Raw genomic sequence first — 19,924 nt, 5'->3', positions numbered from 1 at the left:
GATAGGCGGAAACATGACACTGACCGAACTCAAGTACATCGTGGCGGTGGCACGTGAAAAACACTTCGGCCACGCGGCCGAGGCCTGCCATGTCTCGCAGCCGACGCTGAGCGTGGCGATCAAGAAGCTGGAGGAAGAGCTGGAGGTCAAGCTGTTCGAGCGCAACGCCAGCGAGGTGGCGGTGACGCCGCTGGGCGAGGAGATCGTGCGCCAGGCACAGACGGTGCTGGAGCAGGCGGCGTCCATCCGCGAAATCGCCAAACGGGGCAAGGACCCGCTGTCCGGCCCGCTCAAGCTGGGCGTGATCTACACCATCGGCCCCTACCTGCTGCCCGACCTGGTGCGCCAGGTGATCGAGCGCACGCCGCAGATGCCGCTGATGCTGCAGGAGAATTTCACGGTCAAGCTGCTGGAGCAGCTGCGCCTGGGCGAGATCGACGCCGCCATCCTGGCCGAGCCCTTTCCAGACACCAACCTGGCGCTGGCCCCGCTCTACGACGAGCCGTTTTTTGCGGCGGTGCCGGTGTCGCACCCGCTGGCGCAACAAAGCCATGTGACCGCCGAGGGCCTGAAGCAGGAAACCATGCTGCTGCTGGGCAATGGCCACTGTTTCCGCGACCACGTGCTGGAGGTCTGCCCCGAGTTCGCCCGCTTCTCCAACGAGGCCGAGGGCATACGCAAGAGTTTCGAGGGCTCATCGCTGGAAACCATCAAGCACATGGTCGCCGCCGGCATGGGCATCACCCTGGTGCCGCGCCTGTCGGTGCCGCGGTCGGCCCTGTGTGCCGATGGCTCGCAGACGCAGGGCCAGGATTTTGGCGACTCGGCCTATGTGCGCTACCTGCCCTTCGAAGGCGAGGCGCCCACGCGCCGCGTGGTGCTGGCCTGGCGGCGCAGCTTCACCCGCTACGAAGCCATCGCCGCGCTGCGCAACGCCATCTACGGCTGCGAGCTGCCTGGGGTCCACCGCCTTTCCTGAACGACATGTTGAACCGACTGCCTCTGTACCTGGACCTGATCCGCTGGAACCGCCCCGCCGGCTGGCTGTTGCTGCTCTGGCCCACCCTGGCCGCCTTGTGGGTGGCCGCGGGCGGGTTTCCGGGCTGGCACCTGTTGCTGGTCTTCACCCTGGGCACCATCCTCATGCGCAGCGCCGGTTGCTGCGTCAACGACGTGGCCGACCGGGAGTTCGACCGGCACGTCAAGCGCACGGCCCAGCGCCCGGTGACCAGTGGCCGGGTGGGCGTGAAGGAAGCGCTGGGGGTGGGGGCGGTGCTGGCCCTGCTGGCCTTTGGCCTGGTGCTGACCACCAACGCGGCCGCCATCGCCTGGTCCTTCGCCGCCCTGGCGGTGACGCTGGTCTACCCCTACGCCAAGCGTTTTGTGTCCATGCCCCAGGCCGTGCTGGGCGTGGCTTTCAGTTTTGGCATCCCCATGGCCTTTGCCGCCACGCAGGGCGAGACGCCGGCCCTGGCCTGGGGCCTGCTGCTGGGCAACCTGTTCTGGGTGCTGGCCTACGACACCGAGTACGCCATGGTCGACCGCGACGACGACCTCAAGATCGGCATGAAGACCTCGGCCATCACCCTGGGCCGCGCCGATGTCGCCGCCATCACGGGCTTTTATCTGATCTACCTCGCCATCTGGGCCTGGCTGCTGGCACCGCGTGCAGGGGGCTGGCCGTTGTGGGCGGGTCTGCTGGTGGCCCTGGGCCAAGTGGCCTGGCACGTCACGCTGATCAAGGACCGCAGCCGCGAAGGCTGTTTCAAGGCCTTCCGGCTCAACCACTGGCTGGGCTTGTCGGTCTTTGCCGGCGTGGCGCTGGCTTACACACTGGCGTGAGCCTCAGCCGCCAAACTCGTCGCCCAGCGCCTTGGCGCGCTGCTGCGCGGCGTGCATGGCCGCCACGAACGCGGCCTTGACGCCGGCCGTTTCCATGGACGTGAGTGCCGCGTAGGTGGTGCCGCCCTTGGAAGTGACGCGTTCGCGCAACACTTCGGGGGGCTCGTCGGACGCCTGGGCCAGGGCCGAGGCGCCGACAAAGGTGCCGATCGCCAGTGTCTGGGCGGTGGCGGCGTCCAGCCCCATCTGGAGGCCGGCCTCGCGCATGGCCTCCAGGAAATAGAACACATAGGCCGGGCCCGAGCCCGAGAGGGCGGTGACGGTGTCCAGGTCGCTTTCCTGCCGCAGCCACACATGGGCGCCGGTGGTGGCCACCACGGCCTCCACCTGGGCGCGGTCGGCGGCGCTGGCGCCGGGGCGGGCGTAGAGGCCGGTCATGCCCTGGCCCACCAGGGCCGGGGTGTTGGGCATGGCGCGAACGATGCGGTCGGTGCCCAGCCAGGCGGCCATGCTGTCGCTGCGAATACCGGCCGCCACGCTCAGGTGCAGGGCCCCGGCGGTGTGGGCGGCGCAGGCCAGGGCGGCGTCCTTGAAGGTCTGGGGCTTGACCGCCCAGACCACCAGCGCGGCGCGGGCGAGCTCGGCGCCAGCGGCCTCCAGCACGGTGACACCGGGAAACTGGGCGCGCAGCTTGTCACGCTGTGGGGCGTAGGGCTCGACCACGTCGATCAGCGTGGCCGGCAGCCCCTGCTTGAGCAGGCCGCCGATGATGGCGCTGGCCATGTTGCCGCCGCCGATGAAGGCCAGGGGAGAGGAGGAAGTCACGGTCATGGGGGGGGGTCTGTGAGAGAGGGGGTTGCGGGTGGCGGCATTGTCGCCGTTGCACATTTTCTGCACAGCCGCTTGACAGAGTCTCGCGGCGCTGCAATAATCACAGGCTTCGTTCTAAAAAACCGAAGTTTTCTGCCCACCGAAGCGCGTCGGGCCTTGTGGATTTCAGGATGTTTCCTGGAGTGCATGGGCTGACAAGCAACGACGGGCCCAAGACTGATCGCCTGCGGCCGTGGTGGCTGCCGGGATTCAAGTTGGGACTTAAATCAAATGATTCAAACGCAATCTCGACTCGATGTTGCCGACAACACGGGTGCCAAGTCCGTGATGTGCATCAAGGTGCTGGGCGGCTCCAAGCGTCGCTACGCCAGCGTGGGCGACATCATCAAAGTGAGCATCAAAGAAGCCGCTCCGCGTGGCCGCGTCAAAAAAGGCGAGGTCTACAGCGCTGTGGTGGTGCGCACCGCCAAGGGCATCCGTCGCAGCGACGGCGCCCTGATCAAGTTTGATGGCAACGCCGCTGTGTTGCTGAACGCCAAGCTGGAGCCCATCGGCACCCGCATCTTCGGCCCCGTGACGCGTGAACTGCGTACCGAGAAGTTCATGAAGATCGTGTCGCTGGCCCCTGAGGTTCTCTGAGGAATCGCCATGAACAAGATTCGTAAAGGTGATGAAGTCATCGTGATCGCGGGCCGCGACAAAGGCAAGCGTGGCAAGGTTGTCCTGCGCTCCGATGAAGAGCGTCTGGTCGTTGAAGGTGTGAACCTGGTCAAGAAGCACGCCAAGCCGAACCCCATGAAGGGCATCGCCGGCGGCATCATCGACAAGACCATGCCCATCCACCAGTCCAACGTGGCCATTTACAACCCGGCAGCCGGCAAGGCCGACCGCGTGGGTGTCAAGGTTCTGGCAGACGGCAAGAAAGTGCGCGTCTACAAGTCCAGTGGCGAAGAAATCAAGGTGGCTTGAACATGGCACGCTTTCAACAAATCTACCGCGAGAAAATCGCCCCCAGCCTGGTCGAGAAGTTCGGCTACAAATCGGTCATGGAGGTGCCCCGCATCACCAAGATCACGCTCAACATGGGTGTGAGCGAGGCCGTGGCTGACAAGAAGGTCATGGAACACGCCGTGGGCGACCTGACCAAGATCGCTGGCCAGAAGCCCGTGGTCACCAAGGCCCGCAAGGCCATCGCCGGCTTCAAGATCCGTGAACAGCAAGCCATCGGCTGCATGGTCACGCTGCGCGGCGCCAAGATGTACGAATTCCTGGACCGTTTTGTCACCGTGGCCCTGCCCCGCGTGCGCGACTTCCGTGGTATTTCGGGCAAGGCTTTTGACGGCCGTGGCAACTACAACATCGGCGTCAAAGAGCAGATCATCTTCCCCGAAGTCGAGTACGACAAGATTGATGCCCTGCGTGGCCTCAACATCAGCATCACGACGACCGCCAAGTCTGACGACGAGTGCAAGGCACTGCTGGCTGGTTTCCGTTTCCCGTTCAAGAACTGAGGTGGCCTGTGGCAAAACAAGCTCTACTCCAGCGTGAACTCAAGCGCGAAAAACTCGCCGCTCAGTTCGCCAAGAAATACACGGAACTCAAGGCCGTGTCCAAGGATGCCAAGCGTTCGGACGAAGAGCGCGACGCTGCTCGTCTGGCGCTGCAAAAGCTGCCCCGCAACGCCATGCCGACCCGCCAGCGCAACCGCTGCGAAATCACCGGCCGCCCGCGTGGCACCTTCTCTCAATTTGGTCTGGGTCGCACCAAGATCCGCGAAATGGCGTTTGCCGGCGAGATCCCGGGCGTCATCAAGGCCAGCTGGTAAGCCGTAGGAGAACATCAAATGAGCATGAGTGATCCTATCGCCGATATGCTGACCCGCATCCGCAACGCCCAGATGGTGGCGAAGGAAGCGGTGGTCATGCCCGCCTCGAAGGTCAAGACCGCCATCGCGCAGGTCCTGAAGGACGAAGGCTACATCGACGGCTTCCAAGTCAAGTCCGACGGTGGCAAGAGCGAACTCCACATCGCCCTCAAGTACTACGCCGGTCGCCCGGTGATCGAGCGCATCGAGCGCGTGAGCCGCCCTGGCCTGCGCGTGTACAAGGGCCGTGACGCAATCCCTCAGGTCATGAACGGCCTGGGTGTGGCGATCGTCACGACGCCGAAGGGCGTGATGACCGACCGCAAGGCCCGTGCCAATGGCGTGGGTGGCGAAGTTCTGTGTTACGTCGCCTGACGCGGGCATTGAGGAGTTGTTGAAATGTCTCGTGTAGGAAAATTGGCTGTGGCGGTTCCGCAAGGTGTGGAAGTTGCCCTGAATGCCAACACAATCAGCGTCAAGGGTGCCCTCGGTACCCTGGAAATGAACGGCAGCGTGCTGGTCAAGGTCGAGAACAACGCCGGTGCGTTGTCCTTTGCCCCCGTGAACGATTCCCGTGAAGCCAACGCCATGTCGGGCACCGTGCGTCAGCTCGTGAACAACATGGTTCAAGGCGTGAGCAAGGGCTTCGAAAAGAAGCTGAGCCTGATCGGCGTGGGCTACAAGGCCCAGGCACAAGGCACCAAGCTCAACCTGACGGTGGGTTACTCCCACCCGGTGGTGATGGACATGCCTGCCGGCATCAAGGTCGAAACCCCGACCCCGACCGAAGTGGTGATCAAGGGCGCTGACCGTCAGCGCGTGGGTCAGATTGCTTCGGAAGTTCGCGCCGTCCGCCCGCCCGAGCCCTACAAGGGCAAGGGCATCCGCTATGCGGATGAGAAGGTCGCGATCAAGGAAACGAAGAAGAAGTAAGGACCACAGATCATGTTGACCAAAAAAGAGCAACGTCTGCGTCGGGCCCGTCAAACGCGTGTGCGCATTGCACAGCAGGGCGCCGTGCGCCTGACCGTGAACCGCACCAACCTGCACATCTACGCCAGCGTCATCTCTGCCGACGGCTCCAAGGTGCTGGCTTCGGCATCGACGGCGGAAGCCGAGGTGCGTGCGCAGATCGGTACGTCTGGCAAGGGTGGCAACACCGCCGCCGCCCAGGTCATCGGCAAGCGCATTGCCGAAAAAGCCAAGGCGGCCGGTGTCGAGAAAGTCGCTTTCGACCGTTCGGGCTTCGCCTACCACGGCCGAGTCAAGGCCCTGGCAGACGCCGCGCGTGAAGCCGGCCTGCAGTTCTGATCAGACGGGATAAACGAAATGGCTAAATTTACGGCTAACGTTAAGAACGAAGCGAACGACGACGGCTTGCGCGAGAAGATGATCGCGATCAACCGCGTGACCAAAGTGGTCAAGGGCGGTCGCATCCTCGGTTTCGCAGCACTGACCGTGGTCGGCGACGGCGACGGCAAAGTGGGCATGGGCAAGGGCAAGGCGCGTGAAGTGCCGGTGGCCGTGCAGAAGGCCATGGAACAGGCCCGCCGCAACATGATCAAGGTCGCGCTCAAGAACGGTTCGCTGCAGCACGCTGTGCACGGCGAGCACGGCGCCTCCAACGTCATGATGCTGCCCGCATCCAAGGGTACCGGCATCATCGCTGGTGGTCCGATGCGCGCTGTGTTCGAAGTGCTGGGCATCACCGACGTCGTGGCCAAGAGCCATGGCTCGAGCAACCCCTACAACCTGGTGCGCGCCACGCTGGACGCACTGAAGCAATCCACGACTCCCGCCGAAGTGGCTGCCAAGCGCGGCAAGTCGGTGGAAGACATCCTGGGTTGATTGGAGCTGACATGACCCAAACCACCACCACCGTCAAAGTCCAGCTGGTTCGCAGCCCCATCGGCTGCAAGGAATCGCACCGCGCCACCGTGCGCGGTCTGGGCCTGCGCAAACTCAACAGCACCAGCGAGCTGCAAGACACGCCCGCAGTGCGCGGCATGATCAACAAGATCAGCTACCTGGTCAAAGTGCTCTAAGCAGGACTGTAGAACATGGAACTCAATACCATCAAACCGGCCGAAGGCGCCAAGCACGCCAAGCGTCGCGTGGGCCGTGGCATCGGTTCGGGCCTGGGCAAGACCGCAGGTCGTGGCCACAAGGGCCAGAAGTCGCGTGCTGGCGGCTACCACAAAGTGGGCTTCGAAGGCGGTCAGATGCCTCTGCAGCGCCGCTTGCCCAAGCGTGGCTTCAAGTCGCAGACCATCAAGTTCAACGCCGACATCACCCTGACCGACCTCAATGGTCTGACGGTGGCCGAAGTTGACCTGGTTGTGCTGAAGCAAGCCGGCCTGGTTGGCGAACTGATCCGCAAGGTCAAGGTCGTCAAGACCGGCGAGCTGACCCGTGCCGTGACCCTGAAGAACATCGGCGCCACCGCCGGCGCTCGTCAGGCCATCGAAGCCGCTGGCGGCAGCGTGGCCTGAATCCTCCGAACCGCTCAACGAAACGGAATCACTCAGTGGCAAGCGGAGCAGCAACACTGGCCAAGACAGGCAAGTTCGGCGATCTGAAGCGCCGGCTTGTGTTCCTGGTGCTGGCCTTGGTGGTCTATCGCATCGGCGCGCACATTCCCGTGCCCGGCATCGATCCTGCGCAACTTGAGCAATTGTTCAAGGGGCAGCAGGGCGGCATCCTGAGCTTGTTCAACATGTTCTCGGGTGGCGCGTTGTCGCGTTTCACGGTGTTCGCGCTGGGCATCATGCCCTACATCTCCGCGTCCATCATCATGCAGCTCATGACCTACGTGATCCCCACGTTTGAGCAGCTGAAGAAGGAAGGCGAAGCCGGGCGCCGCAAGATCACGCAGTACACCCGTTTCGGTACGCTGGGGCTGGCCATCTTCCAGGCGCTGGGCATTGCCATGGCACTGGAAGGGCAGGCCGGTCTGGTGATGAGCCCCGGTTTTGGCTTCCGCTTCATCGCGGTGGTCAGCCTGGTGGCCGGCACCATGTTCCTGATGTGGCTGGGCGAGCAGATCACCGAGCGCGGTTTGGGCAATGGCATTTCGATCCTGATCTTCGCCGGCATTGCCGCCGGTCTGCCGAACGCCGTGGGCGGTCTGCTGGAGCTGGTGCGCACCGGTGCGATGAACATCCTGGTGGCGATCCTGATCGTGGCCCTGGTGGTTCTCGTGACCTACTTCGTCGTTTTCGTCGAACGTGGTCAACGCAAGATCCTGGTGAACTACGCGCGCCGTCAGGTGGGCAACAAGGTCTACGGCGGTCAGTCGTCGCACCTGCCGCTCAAGCTGAACATGGCCGGCGTGGTGCCTCCGATCTTCGCATCGAGCATCATCCTGCTGCCCACCACGGTGGTGAGCTGGGTGAGCACCGGTGACGGTACGCGCTGGTTGCGTGACATCGCAGCGATGCTGTCGCCGGGCCAGCCGATCTACGTCAGCCTGTACGCCGCCGCCATCGTCTTCTTCTGCTTCTTCTACACGGCGCTGGTATTCAACAGCCGCGAGACCGCAGACAACCTGAAGAAGAGCGGTGCGTTCATTCCGGGCATCCGTCCGGGTGACCAGACGGCGCGCTACATCGACAAGATCCTCGTGCGTCTGACGCTGGCCGGCGCGGTGTACATCACCCTGGTGTGCCTGCTGCCCGAGTTCCTGATCCTGCAGTACAAGGTGCCGTTCTACTTCGGTGGCACGTCGCTGCTGATCATCGTGGTTGTGACCATGGACTTCATGGCCCAGGTGCAGAACTACATGATGTCGCAACAGTACGAGTCGCTGCTGAAGAAGGCGAATTTCAAGGCGGCACCGGGAGCCTGAGCGTGTCGAAGGATGATGTGATCGAGATGCAGGGTGAGGTCATTGAGAACCTCCCCAATGCGACCTTTCGCGTGAAGTTGGAAAACGGCCATGTCGTCCTTGGCCACATTTCGGGAAAGATGCGCATGCACTACATCCGCATCCTTCCCGGCGACAAGGTGAAGGTCGAATTGACTCCGTACGATCTGAGTCGGGCCCGCATCGTGTTTCGAGCGAAGTAACGTTTTTTCGAATTTTTAGGAGAGAGCAATGAGAGTTTCGGCGTCGGTCAAGAAAATGTGCCGCAACTGCAAGATCATTCGGCGCAAGGGCGTGGTGCGGGTCATCTGCACCGATCCCCGTCACAAGCAGCGCCAAGGCTGATTGAGTTTTAGAGGACCACCATGGCACGTATTGCAGGTATCAACATTCCGCCGCACAAGCACGCCGAAATCGGCCTGACGGCGATCTTTGGCATCGGTCGCACCCGCGCTCGCAAGATCTGCGAAGCCTGCGGCGTCGACTACGCCAAGAAAATCAAGGATCTGACCGACGCGGAACTCGAAAAAGTCCGTGACCAGGTGGGTCTGTTCACGATCGAGGGCGACCTCCGCCGTGAAACCACCATGAACATCAAGCGTTTGATGGACATTGGTTGCTACCGTGGCTTCCGTCATCGCCGTGGCCTGCCGGTCCGCGGCCAGCGCACCAAGACCAACGCACGCACCCGCAAGGGTCCGCGCAAGGCCGCGCAGTCGCTGAAGAAGTAACCGGTTCGAAGGACATATATGGCTAAGTCTCCCAACAGCGCCGCATCCGCCCGCGTCCGCAAGAAGGTTCGCAAGAACATCGCGGACGGTATCGCGCACGTGCACGCATCGTTCAACAACACCATCATCACCATCACCGACCGCCAGGGCAACGCACTGTCGTGGGCTTCGTCGGGTGGTCAGGGCTTCAAGGGTTCGCGCAAGTCGACGCCCTTCGCAGCCCAGGTGGCTTCCGAAGTCGCTGGCCGCGCCGCCATCGAACAGGGCATCAAGAACCTCGACGTCGAGATCAAGGGCCCCGGTCCTGGCCGCGAGTCGTCGGTGCGCGCCCTGGGCGCATTGGGCATCCGCATCGTGTCGATTTCTGACGTGACGCCGGTCCCGCACAACGGCTGCCGCCCCCAGAAGCGTCGCCGCATCTGATTTCTCTTTTTGCTCATCTCCGTCGGTTGCCAGCGGAAACGCCGGCAACCCTTTTTCATTAAGCCCACCGCCAAGCTGAATTCTTCGGCATGGCTCCTGCGGTAGACCCGCAGCAGACTCAAGGACACCACCGTGGCACGTTACCTCGGCCCCAAGGCCAAACTCTCCCGCCGTGAAGGCACCGACCTGTTGCTCAAGAGCGCCCGCCGCTCCATCAGCGACAAGGCCAAGTTCGACAGCAAGCCCGGCCAGCACGGCCGCACCTCGGGCCAGCGCACCTCCGATTTCGGCGTGCAGCTGCGCGAGAAGCAGAAGGTCAAGCGCACCTACGGCGTGCTCGAGCGCCAGTTCCGTCGCTACTTCGCCGAAGCCGACCGCCGCCGTGGCAACACCGGTGCCAACCTGCTGTTCCTGCTGGAATCGCGCCTGGACAACGTCGTCTTCCGCATGGGTTTTGCCTCCACCCGCGCCGAAGCCCGTCAGATCGTGTCGCACAAGGCGATCGAAGTGAACGGCAAGAGCGTCAACATCCCGTCGTACTCGGTCAAGGCCGGTGACGTGATCGCTGTGCGCGAGAAGTCCAAGAAGCAGGCCCGCGTGATCGAGGCGCTGGAGCTGGCCAAGCAGATCGGCTTCCCCGCATGGGTCGAAGTGTCGGTCGACAAGGCCGAAGGCGTCTTCAAGAAGACCCCGGACCGCGACGAATTCGCCTCCGACATCAACGAGTCGCTGGTCGTCGAACTTTACTCGCGTTAATCCCCGCTCCCGGTGGCGGCCGTGCCGCCGCCGGGGTTCTGTGCTCCATCGGCCTTATCGGTGTAACGAGCCGAGGGTATTGAAGGAAGTCTGAATGCTGAACAATTTGCTGAAACCCAAGTCCATCAACGTCGAGCAGGTCGGTGTCAACCGCGCCAAGGTCACTCTGGAGCCTTTTGAGCGTGGCTATGGCCATACGCTGGGCAACGCCCTGCGCCGCGTGCTGCTGTCGTCGATGACGGGTCACGCACCGACCGAAGTCACCATCGCTGGCGTGGTGCACGAGTACTCGTCCATCGATGGCGTGCAGGAAGACGTGGTCAACATCCTGCTCAACCTCAAGGGCGTGGTGTTCAAGTTGCACAACCGCGACGAAGTCACGCTGAGCCTGCGCAAGGACGGCGAAGGCCAGGTCACCGCGGCCGACATCCAGACGCCGCACGACGTCGAGATCGTCAACCCCGAGCACCTGATCGCCACCTTGTCGGCCGGCGCCAAGCTGGACATGCAGATCAAGGTCGAAAAAGGCCGTGGTTATGTGCCCGGCAACCTGCGCCGTGGCGATGAGGCGTCGCGCTCCATCGGCCGCATCGTGCTGGACGCTTCGTTCTCGCCCATCAAGCGCGTGAGCTACACCGTCGAGAGCGCCCGCGTCGAGCAGCGCACCGACTTGGACAAGCTGGTGCTGGAGATCGAGACCAACGGCGCCATCGGCCCCGAAGAAGCCGTGCGCGCGTCGGCCAAGATCCTGGTCGAGCAGCTGGCCGTGTTCGCACAGCTGGAAGGCGTGGACCTGGCAGGCTTCGATGCCCCGGCCCAGAGCCGTTCGCAGCAGTTCGATCCGATCCTGCTGCGCCCGGTCGACGAGCTCGAGCTCACCGTGCGTTCCGCCAACTGCCTCAAGGCAGAGAACATCTACTACATCGGTGACCTGATCCAGCGCACCGAGAACGAGCTGCTCAAGACCCCCAACCTGGGTCGCAAGTCGCTCAACGAAATCAAGGAAGTGCTGGCCTCGCGTGGTCTCACGCTGGGCATGAAGCTCGAGAACTGGCCGCCGGCCGGCCTCGACAAGCACTGATTTAGAATACTGGGTTCCCCGTAAAAAAACGACGTCCAGCGGTACCTGATCCGGCCGCTGCAATTCAAATCGAAAGGATACAACTATGCGTCACGGACACGGCCTTCGCAAACTCAACCGCACCAGCGAGCACCGCCTCGCCATGCTGCGCAACATGATGAACTCGCTGCTCACGCACGAAGTCATCAAGACCACGGTCCCCAAGGCCAAGGAACTGCGCCGCGTGGTCGAGCCCATGATCACCCTGGCCAAGGTGCCCACCGTCGCCAACCGCCGCCTGGCCTTCGACCGCCTGCGCGACCGCGATGTGGTCGTCAAGCTGTTCAACGAACTGGGCCCGCGTTTCGCCGCGCGTCCGGGCGGCTACACCCGCATTCTGAAGATGGGTTTCCGTGTGGGCGACAATGCCCCCATGGCCCTGGTCGAGCTGGTGGACCGCGCTGAAGAAAAAGCAGCTGACGCGTCCGCAGCCGAATAAATAGGTTATACTTTAAGGCTTGTCGCGCGGTGGAGCAGCCTGGTAGCTCGTTGGGCTCATAACCCAAAGGTCGCAAGTTCAAATCTTGCCCGCGCAACCACTTTTCATAGGCTCCAGCCTTTAGCAAACGCCCACTTTATGTGGGCGTTTTGCTTGGGTGACCTGGTCTTTTCCCGAACTGGGCAACAATCACCGCATGAGTGACTTGCCGCCCTACACGCCGCCCAGGGTCTGGGTTCCAAACCCCAGCAACGGCGGCCGTTTCGCCCACATCAACCGCGCCACGGCTGGCGCCACACACGACCACGCCCTGCCCGTGGGGCGCCATCCATTGCAGCTGTACTCGCTGGGCACGCCCAATGGCGTCAAGGTCACCGTGATGCTGGAGGAGTTGTTGGCTGCGGGTCATGTGGGAGCGGAGTACGACGCCTGGCTCATCCGCATTCACCAGGGTGAACAGTTCGGCAGCGGTTTTGTGGCGGCCAATCCCAATTCCAAGATCCCGGCGCTGGTGGACCGCAGCGGCGCGCAGCCCGTGAGGGTGTTCGAGTCCGGGGCCATCCTGCTCTACCTGGCAGAGAAGTTCGGGGCCTTTGTGCCCGCCGCGCCGGCCGCGCGTGCCGAATGCCTCTCGTGGCTGTTCTGGCAGATGGGCAGCGCACCGTTCCTGGGCGGGGGCTTCGGGCATTTCTATGCCTATGCGCCGACCAAGATCGAATACGCCATCGACCGCTACGCGATGGAGGTCAAACGCCAGCTCGACGTGCTGGACCAGCGTCTGGCTCAGAGTGCCTACCTGGCGGGCGACGACTACAGCATCGCCGACATGGCGGTCTGGCCCTGGTACGGCACCCTGGTCAAGGGGCAGTTGTACGAGGCCGGTGAGTTTCTGCAGGTGCAGGATTACACCCACGTGCTGCGCTGGACCAACGAGATTGCCCGGCGGCCGGCGGTCAGGCGTGGACGCATGGTCAACCGCACCTCGGGCCAGCCGGCCAGCCAGCTGCACGAGCGCCACGATGCCAGCGACTTCGACACCCGCACCCAGGACAAGCTGCTGCCCCAGGAGCCCGCGCCATGATCACGCTCTACGACTGCGCCACCGCGCCCAGTCCGCGCCGTGCCCGCATCCTGCTGGCTGAAAAAGGCGTGGCCCACGACACGGTGTGGGTGGACCTGGCCCGGGGCGAGCAACTGGGCGCGGCCTTTCGGGCCATCAACCCGCAGTGCACCGTGCCGGCCCTGCGCACCGATGATGGCCTGGTGCTGACCGACAACGCCGCCATCACCGCCTACGCCGAAGCGGCCTGGCCGGAGCCGCCCCTGCTGGGCCGCACGCCGGCCGAAGCGGCAGAGATCGCCAGCTGGAACTGGCGCATGGAATTTGAAGGACTGCTGGCGGTCGCCGAGACCTTGCGCAACGGCAGCCCGGCCATGGCGCGGCGGGCCTTGCCCGGGCCGGTGGACTACGACCAGATTCCCGAACTGGCGCAACGCGGCCTGGCCCGCGTGCAGCGGTTCCTGGTGTTGTTGAACGAGCGGCTGGCGGGCCGCGACTTTGTGGCCACCGAGCGCTTCAGCGTGGTGGACATCACCGCCGTGGTGGCGGTCGATTTCGCCCGCATTGTGCGGGTCAGGCCCGACGAGCGGCACCCGCACCTCTTGCGTTGGCGGGCATCGATGGCGCAGCGGCCATCGATGGCCTTGTGACGCGCAGCGCGCGGACCGACTCAGGAGCCGCGCAGACCCGGCTGCTGCCGTTCGCGGGTGACTTCGGCCAGGACTTCGGCGATCAGGTTGAGGGTGTGTTGCAGGTAGCTCATGGCTTCTCCAATCAAGGGTTGAATCACGGCAGCGAGGCTTGTGGCCACACCACCGCCGGGGCCGCCCACCGAGGGGGTGGTCGGCGCATTTAGGGTAAACCCTAGGTCGAACTGTAGCTGTCCGGCGCCGCTTGGGTGAAAAATCTAAGTAATAACCCTTACTTTTGTGGGCCAAGCCCCAGACACCGGGCGTGGCCGGTGGTGACCCATGCCGGACGGCGCTTGCCGCTACAGTCTCGGGTGACGCTGTTTCCTGGAGCCCCCCTTGGCCCGCCCCATCCTCGACGAAGCCCACATCCACCCGGCGATACGCGCCACCCTCGCCACCCACCAGCAGGCGCTTGTGCAGCAGGTCCAGGGCCTGGTGGCCCAACACCCGCTGGTGGTGGTGGGCATGGCCGGCAACCCCTTTGTGCGGCGCGCGCGCCAGGCCTTGGGCGGGGCCGGTCTGGGCCACGAATACCTGGAGATCGGCAGCTACATCTCGCAGTGGCGCCGCCGAAATGCGCTCAAGATGTGGACCGGCTGGCCCACTTTTCCCATGGTGTTCGTGCGCGGCACGCTGGTGGGCGGCGCACAGGATCTGCAGCGCCTGATCGCCTCCGGCGAACTCGCTCGCCTGCTGGCCGCATGAAGCCGACCCTGCACAGCCCGGCGGAGCGCTGGGCCTGCGATGCCGGCAGCGAGAGCGTCGCGGTGCTCGATATCCCCGGCGCGCTGGACCGCCAGCGCGTGTTCGACCTCGACGTGAGCCTGACCGTGCGCGTGCCGCCCGACGCCGCGGGTGCCTGGCACGAGCTGGTGGTGGAGGTCGATGGCCGGCGCCAGTGGGCGCGGCGCATTCCCAGCCACAATCCGGGGCAGACCGACGGCCTCGACTACCACTGCCGACTGACGCTGGAGGCCGGTCCGGCACTGCGGGTGCGGGCCGTGGGCGCCACCCGCGGCTGCAGCGTGCTGCGTCTGTTGGTGGAGGCGCAGGAAGAGCGCCAATAATCGCCCTCCTTGCCCGTCGCGCCGCGCGCCTTCCGCTGTTGCCCATGCCCCATCCGATCGAAACCCTGGCCTTTGACGCCTTCGAGCAGTTTGTCCAGGCCCATTCCGGCTTCCGCCCCCGGCCCGGCCAGGTGGCGATGGCGCGCGCGGTCGCCAAGACCCTCAGTTCGGGCGACCTGGGCAAAGGCGACGGCCTGCCCCAACGCGCCATCGCGGTCATCCAGGCCGGCACCGGCGTGGGCAAGAGCGTGGCCTACAGCGTGCCGGCCATCGTCTGCGCCCTGGAGCGTCAGACACGGGTGCTGATTTCCACCGGCACCGTTTCCTTGCAGGAGCAGCTGGTCAACAAGGACCTGCCCATGATCGCCGACGCGCTGCTGGCCGCAGGCATCGTCGAGCGCCCGGTGCGCGTGGTGCTGGCCAAGGGCCGGGGCCGCTACCTCTGCCCGCTCAAGCTCAACCGCCTGATTGGCGTGGGCGACAGCAGCGGCTCCGACCTCGACCTGGAGGCCGACCTGTTTGCCGCCGAGGCGACCGAGCGTGGTGCCGCCGCGCCGGTACGCGGTGGCAATGGCCCAGGGGTGGTCGAACTGGGCCAGTTGCGCGACATCGCCGCCCAACTGGCGGCCGGCCATTGGGCCGGGGACAACGACAGCCTGGCGACCCCGCCCGAGGGCCGCCTCTGGGGCATGGTGGCGGCCGACCGCCACAGCTGCACCAACCGGCGTTGCCCCCATTTCCACGAATGCCCCTACTTCAAGGCCCGCAAGCGCGTGGCCGAGGCCGACGTCATCGTGGTCAACCACGACCTGCTGCTGAGCTCCGTCAGCACCCGGCTCCTGCCGGACCTGAGCGACAGCCTGGTGGTGTTTGACGAGGGGCACAACCTGCCCGAGGTGGCGGCCGGCCAGTTTGCCGCCGTGATGGACCTGACGCGCCAGAAATGGGTGGGCCAACTGGCCTCGCGGCTGGAGAAGGCCTGCCGCATCCTCAAGCTGCGCGACGCCGAGCACGTGGCCGAGCTGTGCCGGCCCATCCACATGACGCTGCAAAGCCTTTACGCGCAGGCGGTCGAGCGGGTGGACCTGAAGGCGAACCCAGGCACGGAGGTGAGCATTCGTTTCGAGAACGGTGTGTTGCCTGAGGGCTTCCGCGAAGCTCTGGCCCGCCTGGACGCCCACGGCCGCACGCTCAGCGAGCTGATGGCGCGCGTGTCCAGCGAGATGACCCTGGTGATCAAGGAGGAGGACGGCGGCGTGTTGTCGCCCACCGACCGCCAGCGCATCAAGGACCTCTACGGCGCCATCGGCGTGTTGGCGCCGCGTGTCACCCAGTGTGTGGAGGCGGCCACGCTGGCGCTGGAGGCCGGCCCCGTGCCCAAGGCCCTGTGGCTGTTGGCGCGCGAGCACAACGGCTTTGTGGAGGTGGCCTTTCACGCCTCGCCGCTGCACCCCGGGCCGCTGCTGCTGCAGCACATCTGGTCGCGCGCGCGCAGCGTGGTGGTGACCTCGGCCACGCTGCAGAGCTGTGGCAGCTTCGACTTCTTTCTGCACGAATCCGGCCTCGGCGCGCTGGAGGAAACCCAGGCGCTGGCGGTGCCGACGCCCTTCGACTACGCGCGACAGGGCCGGCTGGTGGTGCGCGCCACCGCCAGCGACCCCAAGCAGCGCGACGCCTTCGAGCGCGAGTCCAACGCCCTGCTGGTCGCCGACCTGAAACACGTGCGCCGGGGCGCGCTGGTGCTGTTCGCCTCGCGCGCCCACATGAACGCGGCGCTGGCCGCGCTGCCCAGCGCGCTCAAGGACCAGGTGCTGGTGCAGGGCCAGCTCTCGCGCACCCGGTTGCTGGAGCAGCACCGCCAGCGGGTGGACGCGGGGCAGGCCTCCATCGTCTTCGGGCTGCAGAGTTTCGGCGAAGGCCTGGACCTGCCGGGCGCCTACTGCGAATGGCTGTTCATCGCCAAGCTGCCGTTTGCGCCGCCCACCGACCCGCTGGGCGAGGCGCGGGCCGAATGGCTCAAGTCCACCGGCAAGGACGCCTTCGGCCTGCTGGTCGTGCCCCAGACCTCCATGCGCCTGTGCCAGTGGGCCGGCCGCGCCATCCGGACCGAAGACGATCAGGCCACCATCGTCTGCTACGACAAGCGCCTGACCGGCACCGCCTACGGCCGCCGCATCCTGGCCGGCCTGCCGCCATTTGGGTTGGTCGACAGCATCGAGCAGGCGCTGAGCCACCCGTCCCTGGCCACCGTGCCCAGCCCGCATGGATCTGAAGTGGTTTGAAGACCTGAGCGCGCTGGCGCGCACCGGCAGCCTGTCGCGGGCCGCCGCGCTGCGCCACGTCACCCACCCCGCCTTTGGCCGGCGCCTGCGCGCGCTGGAGGCCTGGGCCGGTGTGGGCCTGATCGACCGCAGCAGCAAGCCGGTGCGGCTCACCGCCGCCGGGCAGCGCCTGCTGGCCCAGGGCGAGGAAAGCCTGCGCGGCCTGATGGACCTGCGCGAGGACCTGCGCAGCGCCGACACCGAGCGGCACCGCGTCCTGACCCTGGCCACCGGGCGCACGCTGGCGCGCACCTGGATGGCCGACTGGTTGCTGGCCATCGGGCGGCTGGCCCAGCCGGCGCTGGTGCGTGTGCGCACCGGGGCCCTGGCCGACACGCTGAACTGGCTGGAGCAGGGCGAGGCCGACATGCTGGTGGTCTACCACCACCCATCGATCGCCGAACGGCCGCAGGGGCGTGGTTTTATGCAGAAGACGCTGCAACACGACCGCCTGGTGCCGTTGGCGCGCCGGCAGCTGCATGCGCCGGCCCGCAGCGCCCGCGCCGCCGCACTGCCCATGCCCTACCTGGCCTACGCGCCCAGCCTGGCCCTGTCGGGCCTGGTGCGCGATCACCTGCAGCAGCAACCGGCGCCGGTGCGCTTGAACAAGGTGCTGGAGTGCGATTCGGCCGACGCGCTGCTGGAGTACGCCATCAAGGGCCTGGGCGTGTGCTGGTTGCCCTGGTCCCTGGCGTCGCAGGCCTGCCAGCAGGGGCAACTGGCGCCTTGCTGGGACCGCGCCATGGAAATCCCTTTCGAGGTGAGGCTGGTGCGCCTGCGCCGCCGCCTGAGTGAGACCGCCGAGGTCGTGTGGGCCGGCACACCAGGCGTCTGACACATCGGTTGTGCCCAATCGGCACATGTTTGTGCTCAAAAAGCACCGAGATTGGGCCGACAGTTCCCACAATCGGGGCTTCCCACCGGATCGCCCATGGAGCGTACATGACCCGAACCCCTTTCAAAAGCGCGGCGCACGCGCTGACCCACCTGGCCCTGGCGGCCCTGGCGTGGAGCGCGGCCAGCGGCGGCGCCCTGGCCCAGACCGACACCTACCCGTCCCGACCCATCACCGTGGTGGTGGGTTACCCGCCCGGGGGCAGCACCGACCTGACCGGCCGTGTGGTCGCCACCGAGCTGGGCAAGGCGCTGGGGGCCACCGTGGTGGTGGAGAACATCGGTGGCGCCGGTGGCGCGATCGGCGCGCAAAAAGTGCTTGCTGCCGCGCCCGACGGCTACACCCTGCTGGTGGGCGCCAACAACGAGGTGGCCATCAACCGCCTGGTCTCGCCCACCGTCAAATACCAGTGGCAGGACTTCACGCCCATCGGCCTGATCGCTTCCCAGCCCATGGTGCTGGTGGCCTCGCAGAAGACCGGCGTCAAGAGCACCGACGAATTCATCAAGCTGGTCAAGTCCAGCCCGGGTCGTTTCAGCTACGGCAGTTCGGGCGTGGGCACGGCCCTGCACCTGGCCGGTGAAATGGTCAAGGAGCAGTCCGGCCTGTTCATGACCCACATCCCCTACCGGGGCGTGGCGCCGCTGACCAACGACCTGCTGGGCAGCAACGTCGAATTCGGTGTCTTCGTGCTGTCCAGCGGCCTGCCCCACATCCGCAGCGGCAAGGTGGTGGCCCTGGGCACCACCGAGAAGAAGCGTTCGCAGGTCACGCCCGACATCCCCGCGCTGGCCGAACACCCGGCACTCAAGAACACCGACATCAGCTCCTGGTTCGTGCTCATGGGGCCGGGCAAGCTGCCCGAGCCGGTGCTGGCCAAACTCAAGAAGGCCCTGGCCGAGGCGCTGCAGTCGCCCGATCTGCGCAAGAAGCTGGAGGCCTCGGGCTCGTCCATCGCGCCGCTCAACGTGGAGATGAACCGCTTCCTGCGCGAGGAAACCGCCAAGTACCAGAAGATCGTTGACTTTGCCAAGATCCGCGAATGAACACGCTGACGTTTGAATTGCAGCGGCCCGAACTCGGGGCCTGGCGTGTCGGCAACACCGGTGTGGAAGGCGTGTGGCACTTCGATTCCGGCCAGCCCGGTCGCCACGTGATGGTCAGCGCCCTGGTGCACGGCAACGAGCTGTGTGGCGCCTGGGCCATCCAGGGCCTGCTCGAGGCCGGTGTGCGCCCCGCGCAGGGCCGGCTCACGCTGGTGCTGGCCAACCTGGCCGCCTTCGACCGTTTCGACCCGGCCCACCACGACGCCTCGCGCTTCGTCGACGAGGACCTGAACCGCCAGTGGCTGCCCGAGCGCATCGCCGCCGGCAACACCCAGGAGCGGCGCCGGGCTGCCGAGCTGCGGCCCTGGGTCGAGCAGGCCGACTGGCTGCTCGACATCCACTCCATGCACGAGCGCGGCGAGCCGCTGCTGCTGACCGGCCTGCAGCCGCGCAACCAGGTCCTGGCGCGCCGGCTGGCCAACCCGGCGCACATCGTGGTGGACGCAGGCCACCAGGACGGTGTGCGCATGCGCGACTTCGGCCGTTTCGGCTGGCCCGACACCCAGGCGCCCGACACCGCCTCGCTGCTGGTCGAGTGTGGCTTCCATGGCGACCCACGCAGCCGCGCGGTGGCGCAGGACATGTGCGCGCGTTTCCTCGCGGCCTCTGGTGTGTTGCCGCAGGCCACGGTGGATGCGACCTTGCCCGGCTGGGCCCTGCCGACCGCCGATCGCCAGTGGGCGCTGGAGGTCACAGGTCCGGTGGTCGCGCGCAGCGCGGGTTTCCGTTTCAACCAGCCCTTCCAGGGCCTGGAGTGCATCGCGCAGGCAGGCACCGTGATCGGCGACAACGACGGCGAGCCCGTCACCACGCCCTACGACGACTGCGTGCTGGTGATGCCCTCGGTGCGCCAGGCGCGCGCCGGCGTCACGGTGGTGCGTTTCGCCCGCCGCCGACCGCTTTGAACCGACC

The 19,924-nt window shown here is 65.6% G+C and carries 29 protein-coding genes and 1 tRNA gene; 29 read left to right on the top strand and 1 reads right to left on the bottom strand.

All coding sequences use genetic code 11. The features are described from left to right. The first annotated feature begins 13 nt into the window (after positions 1 to 13). Positions 14 to 979, top strand: coding sequence for a LysR substrate-binding domain-containing protein (locus tag AAHB17_RS17260; RefSeq protein WP_342131895.1), 966 nt, complete (start codon positions 14 to 16; stop codon positions 977 to 979). Positions 980 to 984: 5 nt separating this feature from the next. Further along, positions 985 to 1,842: a 4-hydroxybenzoate octaprenyltransferase gene (ubiA, locus tag AAHB17_RS17255; RefSeq protein WP_342131894.1), complete on the top strand. Its 858-nt coding sequence runs from the start codon at positions 985 to 987 to the stop codon at positions 1,840 to 1,842. A gap of 3 nt (positions 1,843 to 1,845) precedes the next feature. On the opposite strand, the gene proC is transcribed toward ubiA, so the two are convergent. After that, positions 1,846 to 2,673, bottom strand: coding sequence for a pyrroline-5-carboxylate reductase (gene proC / locus AAHB17_RS17250; protein ID WP_342131893.1), 828 nt, complete (start codon positions 2,671 to 2,673; stop codon positions 1,846 to 1,848). Between the two features lie 270 nt (positions 2,674 to 2,943). On the opposite strand from proC, the gene rplN reads away from it, so the two are divergent. The 27 genes from rplN (at position 2,944) to AAHB17_RS17115 (ending at position 19,917) form a co-directional block, all read left to right on the top strand. Next, positions 2,944 to 3,312 carry a 50S ribosomal protein L14 gene (gene rplN, locus AAHB17_RS17245; protein ID WP_342131892.1) on the top strand — a complete coding sequence of 123 codons (369 nt, stop codon included), beginning with the start codon at positions 2,944 to 2,946 and terminating at the stop codon, positions 3,310 to 3,312. Between the two features lie 9 nt (positions 3,313 to 3,321). After that, the gene (gene rplX, locus AAHB17_RS17240) at positions 3,322 to 3,642 is read left to right on the top strand and encodes a 50S ribosomal protein L24 (protein ID WP_342131891.1); all 321 of its coding nucleotides are present in this window, start codon (positions 3,322 to 3,324) and stop codon (positions 3,640 to 3,642) included. Between the two features lie 2 nt (positions 3,643 to 3,644). Further along, on the top strand, positions 3,645 to 4,184 hold the full coding sequence (gene rplE / locus AAHB17_RS17235) for a 50S ribosomal protein L5 (RefSeq protein WP_342131890.1): 540 nt from the start codon (positions 3,645 to 3,647) through the stop codon (positions 4,182 to 4,184). 8 nt (positions 4,185 to 4,192) lie between these two features. After that, positions 4,193 to 4,498 (top strand): 30S ribosomal protein S14, encoded by a 306-nt coding sequence (gene rpsN / locus AAHB17_RS17230; RefSeq protein WP_342131889.1) that lies wholly within the window; start codon positions 4,193 to 4,195, stop codon positions 4,496 to 4,498. Between the two features lie 18 nt (positions 4,499 to 4,516). Next, positions 4,517 to 4,912, top strand: coding sequence for a 30S ribosomal protein S8 (gene rpsH / locus AAHB17_RS17225; protein ID WP_342131888.1), 396 nt, complete (start codon positions 4,517 to 4,519; stop codon positions 4,910 to 4,912). 24 nt (positions 4,913 to 4,936) lie between these two features. After that, positions 4,937 to 5,470 carry a 50S ribosomal protein L6 gene (gene rplF / locus AAHB17_RS17220; RefSeq protein WP_342131886.1) on the top strand — a complete coding sequence of 178 codons (534 nt, stop codon included), beginning with the start codon at positions 4,937 to 4,939 and terminating at the stop codon, positions 5,468 to 5,470. 12 nt (positions 5,471 to 5,482) lie between these two features. After that, complete coding sequence (gene rplR, locus AAHB17_RS17215; protein WP_342131885.1) at positions 5,483 to 5,848, top strand: 50S ribosomal protein L18; 366 nt, start codon at positions 5,483 to 5,485, stop codon at positions 5,846 to 5,848. Between the two features lie 18 nt (positions 5,849 to 5,866). Further along, positions 5,867 to 6,385, top strand: coding sequence for a 30S ribosomal protein S5 (gene rpsE, locus AAHB17_RS17210; protein WP_342131884.1), 519 nt, complete (start codon positions 5,867 to 5,869; stop codon positions 6,383 to 6,385). An 11-nt stretch (positions 6,386 to 6,396) separates the two neighbouring features. Then, complete coding sequence (gene rpmD / locus AAHB17_RS17205) at positions 6,397 to 6,582, top strand: 50S ribosomal protein L30 (RefSeq protein WP_342131883.1); 186 nt, start codon at positions 6,397 to 6,399, stop codon at positions 6,580 to 6,582. A 15-nt stretch (positions 6,583 to 6,597) separates the two neighbouring features. Beyond that, on the top strand, positions 6,598 to 7,029 hold the full coding sequence (rplO, locus tag AAHB17_RS17200) for a 50S ribosomal protein L15 (RefSeq protein WP_342131881.1): 432 nt from the start codon (positions 6,598 to 6,600) through the stop codon (positions 7,027 to 7,029). A gap of 35 nt (positions 7,030 to 7,064) precedes the next feature. After that, positions 7,065 to 8,384 (top strand): preprotein translocase subunit SecY, encoded by a 1,320-nt coding sequence (gene secY / locus AAHB17_RS17195; protein ID WP_342131880.1) that lies wholly within the window; start codon positions 7,065 to 7,067, stop codon positions 8,382 to 8,384. A 2-nt stretch (positions 8,385 to 8,386) separates the two neighbouring features. Then, on the top strand, positions 8,387 to 8,605 hold the full coding sequence (gene infA / locus AAHB17_RS17190) for a translation initiation factor IF-1 (protein ID WP_342131879.1): 219 nt from the start codon (positions 8,387 to 8,389) through the stop codon (positions 8,603 to 8,605). A gap of 28 nt (positions 8,606 to 8,633) precedes the next feature. Beyond that, a complete protein-coding gene (gene rpmJ / locus AAHB17_RS17185) occupies positions 8,634 to 8,747 on the top strand; it encodes a 50S ribosomal protein L36 (RefSeq protein WP_013106894.1) in 114 nt (37 codons plus the stop codon). Positions 8,748 to 8,767: 20 nt separating this feature from the next. Then, positions 8,768 to 9,133 (top strand): 30S ribosomal protein S13, encoded by a 366-nt coding sequence (rpsM, locus tag AAHB17_RS17180; RefSeq protein ID WP_342131867.1) that lies wholly within the window; start codon positions 8,768 to 8,770, stop codon positions 9,131 to 9,133. A gap of 18 nt (positions 9,134 to 9,151) precedes the next feature. Continuing rightward, on the top strand, positions 9,152 to 9,556 hold the full coding sequence (gene rpsK / locus AAHB17_RS17175) for a 30S ribosomal protein S11 (RefSeq protein WP_342131865.1): 405 nt from the start codon (positions 9,152 to 9,154) through the stop codon (positions 9,554 to 9,556). A 132-nt stretch (positions 9,557 to 9,688) separates the two neighbouring features. After that, a complete protein-coding gene (gene rpsD / locus AAHB17_RS17170) occupies positions 9,689 to 10,312 on the top strand; it encodes a 30S ribosomal protein S4 (RefSeq protein WP_342131863.1) in 624 nt (207 codons plus the stop codon). Positions 10,313 to 10,406: 94 nt separating this feature from the next. Then, positions 10,407 to 11,393 carry a DNA-directed RNA polymerase subunit alpha gene (locus AAHB17_RS17165; RefSeq protein ID WP_342131862.1) on the top strand — a complete coding sequence of 329 codons (987 nt, stop codon included), beginning with the start codon at positions 10,407 to 10,409 and terminating at the stop codon, positions 11,391 to 11,393. Between the two features lie 85 nt (positions 11,394 to 11,478). Beyond that, the gene (gene rplQ, locus AAHB17_RS17160) at positions 11,479 to 11,871 is read left to right on the top strand and encodes a 50S ribosomal protein L17 (RefSeq protein ID WP_342131861.1); all 393 of its coding nucleotides are present in this window, start codon (positions 11,479 to 11,481) and stop codon (positions 11,869 to 11,871) included. A 23-nt stretch (positions 11,872 to 11,894) separates the two neighbouring features. Next, positions 11,895 to 11,971, top strand: a tRNA-Met gene (locus AAHB17_RS17155). Between the two features lie 96 nt (positions 11,972 to 12,067). Beyond that, positions 12,068 to 12,952: a glutathione-dependent disulfide-bond oxidoreductase gene (yghU, locus tag AAHB17_RS17150; RefSeq protein WP_342131860.1), complete on the top strand. Its 885-nt coding sequence runs from the start codon at positions 12,068 to 12,070 to the stop codon at positions 12,950 to 12,952. Beyond that, positions 12,949 to 13,581, top strand: coding sequence for a glutathione S-transferase family protein (locus AAHB17_RS17145; RefSeq protein WP_342131859.1), 633 nt, complete (start codon positions 12,949 to 12,951; stop codon positions 13,579 to 13,581). The genes yghU and AAHB17_RS17145 overlap by 4 nt, the downstream gene beginning before the upstream one ends. A gap of 378 nt (positions 13,582 to 13,959) precedes the next feature. Next, on the top strand, positions 13,960 to 14,328 hold the full coding sequence (locus tag AAHB17_RS17140; RefSeq protein WP_342131858.1) for a glutaredoxin domain-containing protein: 369 nt from the start codon (positions 13,960 to 13,962) through the stop codon (positions 14,326 to 14,328). Further along, positions 14,325 to 14,690, top strand: a complete 366-nt coding sequence (locus AAHB17_RS17135; protein ID WP_342131857.1) for a hypothetical protein — start codon at positions 14,325 to 14,327, stop codon at positions 14,688 to 14,690. Before AAHB17_RS17140 ends, AAHB17_RS17135 begins: the two co-directional genes overlap by 4 nt. Before the next feature lie 44 nt (positions 14,691 to 14,734). Further along, entirely contained in the window at positions 14,735 to 16,972 is a 2,238-nt protein-coding gene (gene dinG / locus AAHB17_RS17130; RefSeq protein ID WP_342131856.1) for an ATP-dependent DNA helicase DinG, read from the top strand. Next, positions 16,953 to 17,846 carry a LysR family transcriptional regulator gene (locus AAHB17_RS17125; RefSeq protein ID WP_342131855.1) on the top strand — a complete coding sequence of 298 codons (894 nt, stop codon included), beginning with the start codon at positions 16,953 to 16,955 and terminating at the stop codon, positions 17,844 to 17,846. The genes dinG and AAHB17_RS17125 overlap by 20 nt, the downstream gene beginning before the upstream one ends. A gap of 107 nt (positions 17,847 to 17,953) precedes the next feature. Beyond that, positions 17,954 to 18,952 carry a Bug family tripartite tricarboxylate transporter substrate binding protein gene (locus tag AAHB17_RS17120; protein ID WP_342131854.1) on the top strand — a complete coding sequence of 333 codons (999 nt, stop codon included), beginning with the start codon at positions 17,954 to 17,956 and terminating at the stop codon, positions 18,950 to 18,952. Then, the gene (locus tag AAHB17_RS17115; protein ID WP_342131853.1) at positions 18,949 to 19,917 is read left to right on the top strand and encodes a succinylglutamate desuccinylase/aspartoacylase domain-containing protein; all 969 of its coding nucleotides are present in this window, start codon (positions 18,949 to 18,951) and stop codon (positions 19,915 to 19,917) included. The genes AAHB17_RS17120 and AAHB17_RS17115 overlap by 4 nt, the downstream gene beginning before the upstream one ends. Positions 19,918 to 19,924 lie beyond the last annotated feature (7 nt).

It is taken from the genome of Hydrogenophaga sp. OTU3427, from assembly GCF_038440225.1.
Classification (GTDB): Bacteria; Pseudomonadota; Gammaproteobacteria; order Burkholderiales; family Burkholderiaceae_C; genus Hydrogenophaga.
The sequence above is the reverse complement of the archived record's forward strand: the minus strand, read 5'-3'. Positions and strand labels throughout refer to the sequence as shown.

What these genes read in the sequence shown, in the direction of transcription:
- AAHB17_RS17260 (WP_342131895.1), top strand. Translation starts at nt 14, where the DNA reads ATGACACTGACCGAACTCAAGTACATCGTGGCGGTGGCACGTGAAAAA.
- ubiA (WP_342131894.1), top strand. Translation starts at nt 985, where the DNA reads ATGTTGAACCGACTGCCTCTGTACCTGGACCTGATCCGCTGGAACCGC.
- proC (WP_342131893.1), bottom strand. Translation starts at nt 2,673, where the DNA reads ATGACCGTGACTTCCTCCTCTCCCCTGGCCTTCATCGGCGGCGGCAAC.
- rplN (WP_342131892.1), top strand. Translation starts at nt 2,944, where the DNA reads ATGATTCAAACGCAATCTCGACTCGATGTTGCCGACAACACGGGTGCC.
- rplX (WP_342131891.1), top strand. Translation starts at nt 3,322, where the DNA reads ATGAACAAGATTCGTAAAGGTGATGAAGTCATCGTGATCGCGGGCCGC.
- rplE (WP_342131890.1), top strand. Translation starts at nt 3,645, where the DNA reads ATGGCACGCTTTCAACAAATCTACCGCGAGAAAATCGCCCCCAGCCTG.
- rpsH (WP_342131888.1), top strand. Translation starts at nt 4,517, where the DNA reads ATGAGCATGAGTGATCCTATCGCCGATATGCTGACCCGCATCCGCAAC.
- rplF (WP_342131886.1), top strand. Translation starts at nt 4,937, where the DNA reads ATGTCTCGTGTAGGAAAATTGGCTGTGGCGGTTCCGCAAGGTGTGGAA.
- rplR (WP_342131885.1), top strand. Translation starts at nt 5,483, where the DNA reads ATGTTGACCAAAAAAGAGCAACGTCTGCGTCGGGCCCGTCAAACGCGT.
- rpsE (WP_342131884.1), top strand. Translation starts at nt 5,867, where the DNA reads ATGGCTAAATTTACGGCTAACGTTAAGAACGAAGCGAACGACGACGGC.
- rpmD (WP_342131883.1), top strand. Translation starts at nt 6,397, where the DNA reads ATGACCCAAACCACCACCACCGTCAAAGTCCAGCTGGTTCGCAGCCCC.
- rplO (WP_342131881.1), top strand. Translation starts at nt 6,598, where the DNA reads ATGGAACTCAATACCATCAAACCGGCCGAAGGCGCCAAGCACGCCAAG.
- rpmJ (WP_013106894.1), top strand. Translation starts at nt 8,634, where the DNA reads ATGAGAGTTTCGGCGTCGGTCAAGAAAATGTGCCGCAACTGCAAGATC.
- rpsM (WP_342131867.1), top strand. Translation starts at nt 8,768, where the DNA reads ATGGCACGTATTGCAGGTATCAACATTCCGCCGCACAAGCACGCCGAA.
- rpsK (WP_342131865.1), top strand. Translation starts at nt 9,152, where the DNA reads ATGGCTAAGTCTCCCAACAGCGCCGCATCCGCCCGCGTCCGCAAGAAG.
- AAHB17_RS17165 (WP_342131862.1), top strand. Translation starts at nt 10,407, where the DNA reads ATGCTGAACAATTTGCTGAAACCCAAGTCCATCAACGTCGAGCAGGTC.
- rplQ (WP_342131861.1), top strand. Translation starts at nt 11,479, where the DNA reads ATGCGTCACGGACACGGCCTTCGCAAACTCAACCGCACCAGCGAGCAC.
- yghU (WP_342131860.1), top strand. Translation starts at nt 12,068, where the DNA reads ATGAGTGACTTGCCGCCCTACACGCCGCCCAGGGTCTGGGTTCCAAAC.
- AAHB17_RS17145 (WP_342131859.1), top strand. Translation starts at nt 12,949, where the DNA reads ATGATCACGCTCTACGACTGCGCCACCGCGCCCAGTCCGCGCCGTGCC.
- AAHB17_RS17135 (WP_342131857.1), top strand. Translation starts at nt 14,325, where the DNA reads ATGAAGCCGACCCTGCACAGCCCGGCGGAGCGCTGGGCCTGCGATGCC.
- dinG (WP_342131856.1), top strand. Translation starts at nt 14,735, where the DNA reads ATGCCCCATCCGATCGAAACCCTGGCCTTTGACGCCTTCGAGCAGTTT.
- AAHB17_RS17125 (WP_342131855.1), top strand. Translation starts at nt 16,953, where the DNA reads ATGGATCTGAAGTGGTTTGAAGACCTGAGCGCGCTGGCGCGCACCGGC.
- AAHB17_RS17120 (WP_342131854.1), top strand. Translation starts at nt 17,954, where the DNA reads ATGACCCGAACCCCTTTCAAAAGCGCGGCGCACGCGCTGACCCACCTG.
- AAHB17_RS17115 (WP_342131853.1), top strand. Translation starts at nt 18,949, where the DNA reads ATGAACACGCTGACGTTTGAATTGCAGCGGCCCGAACTCGGGGCCTGG.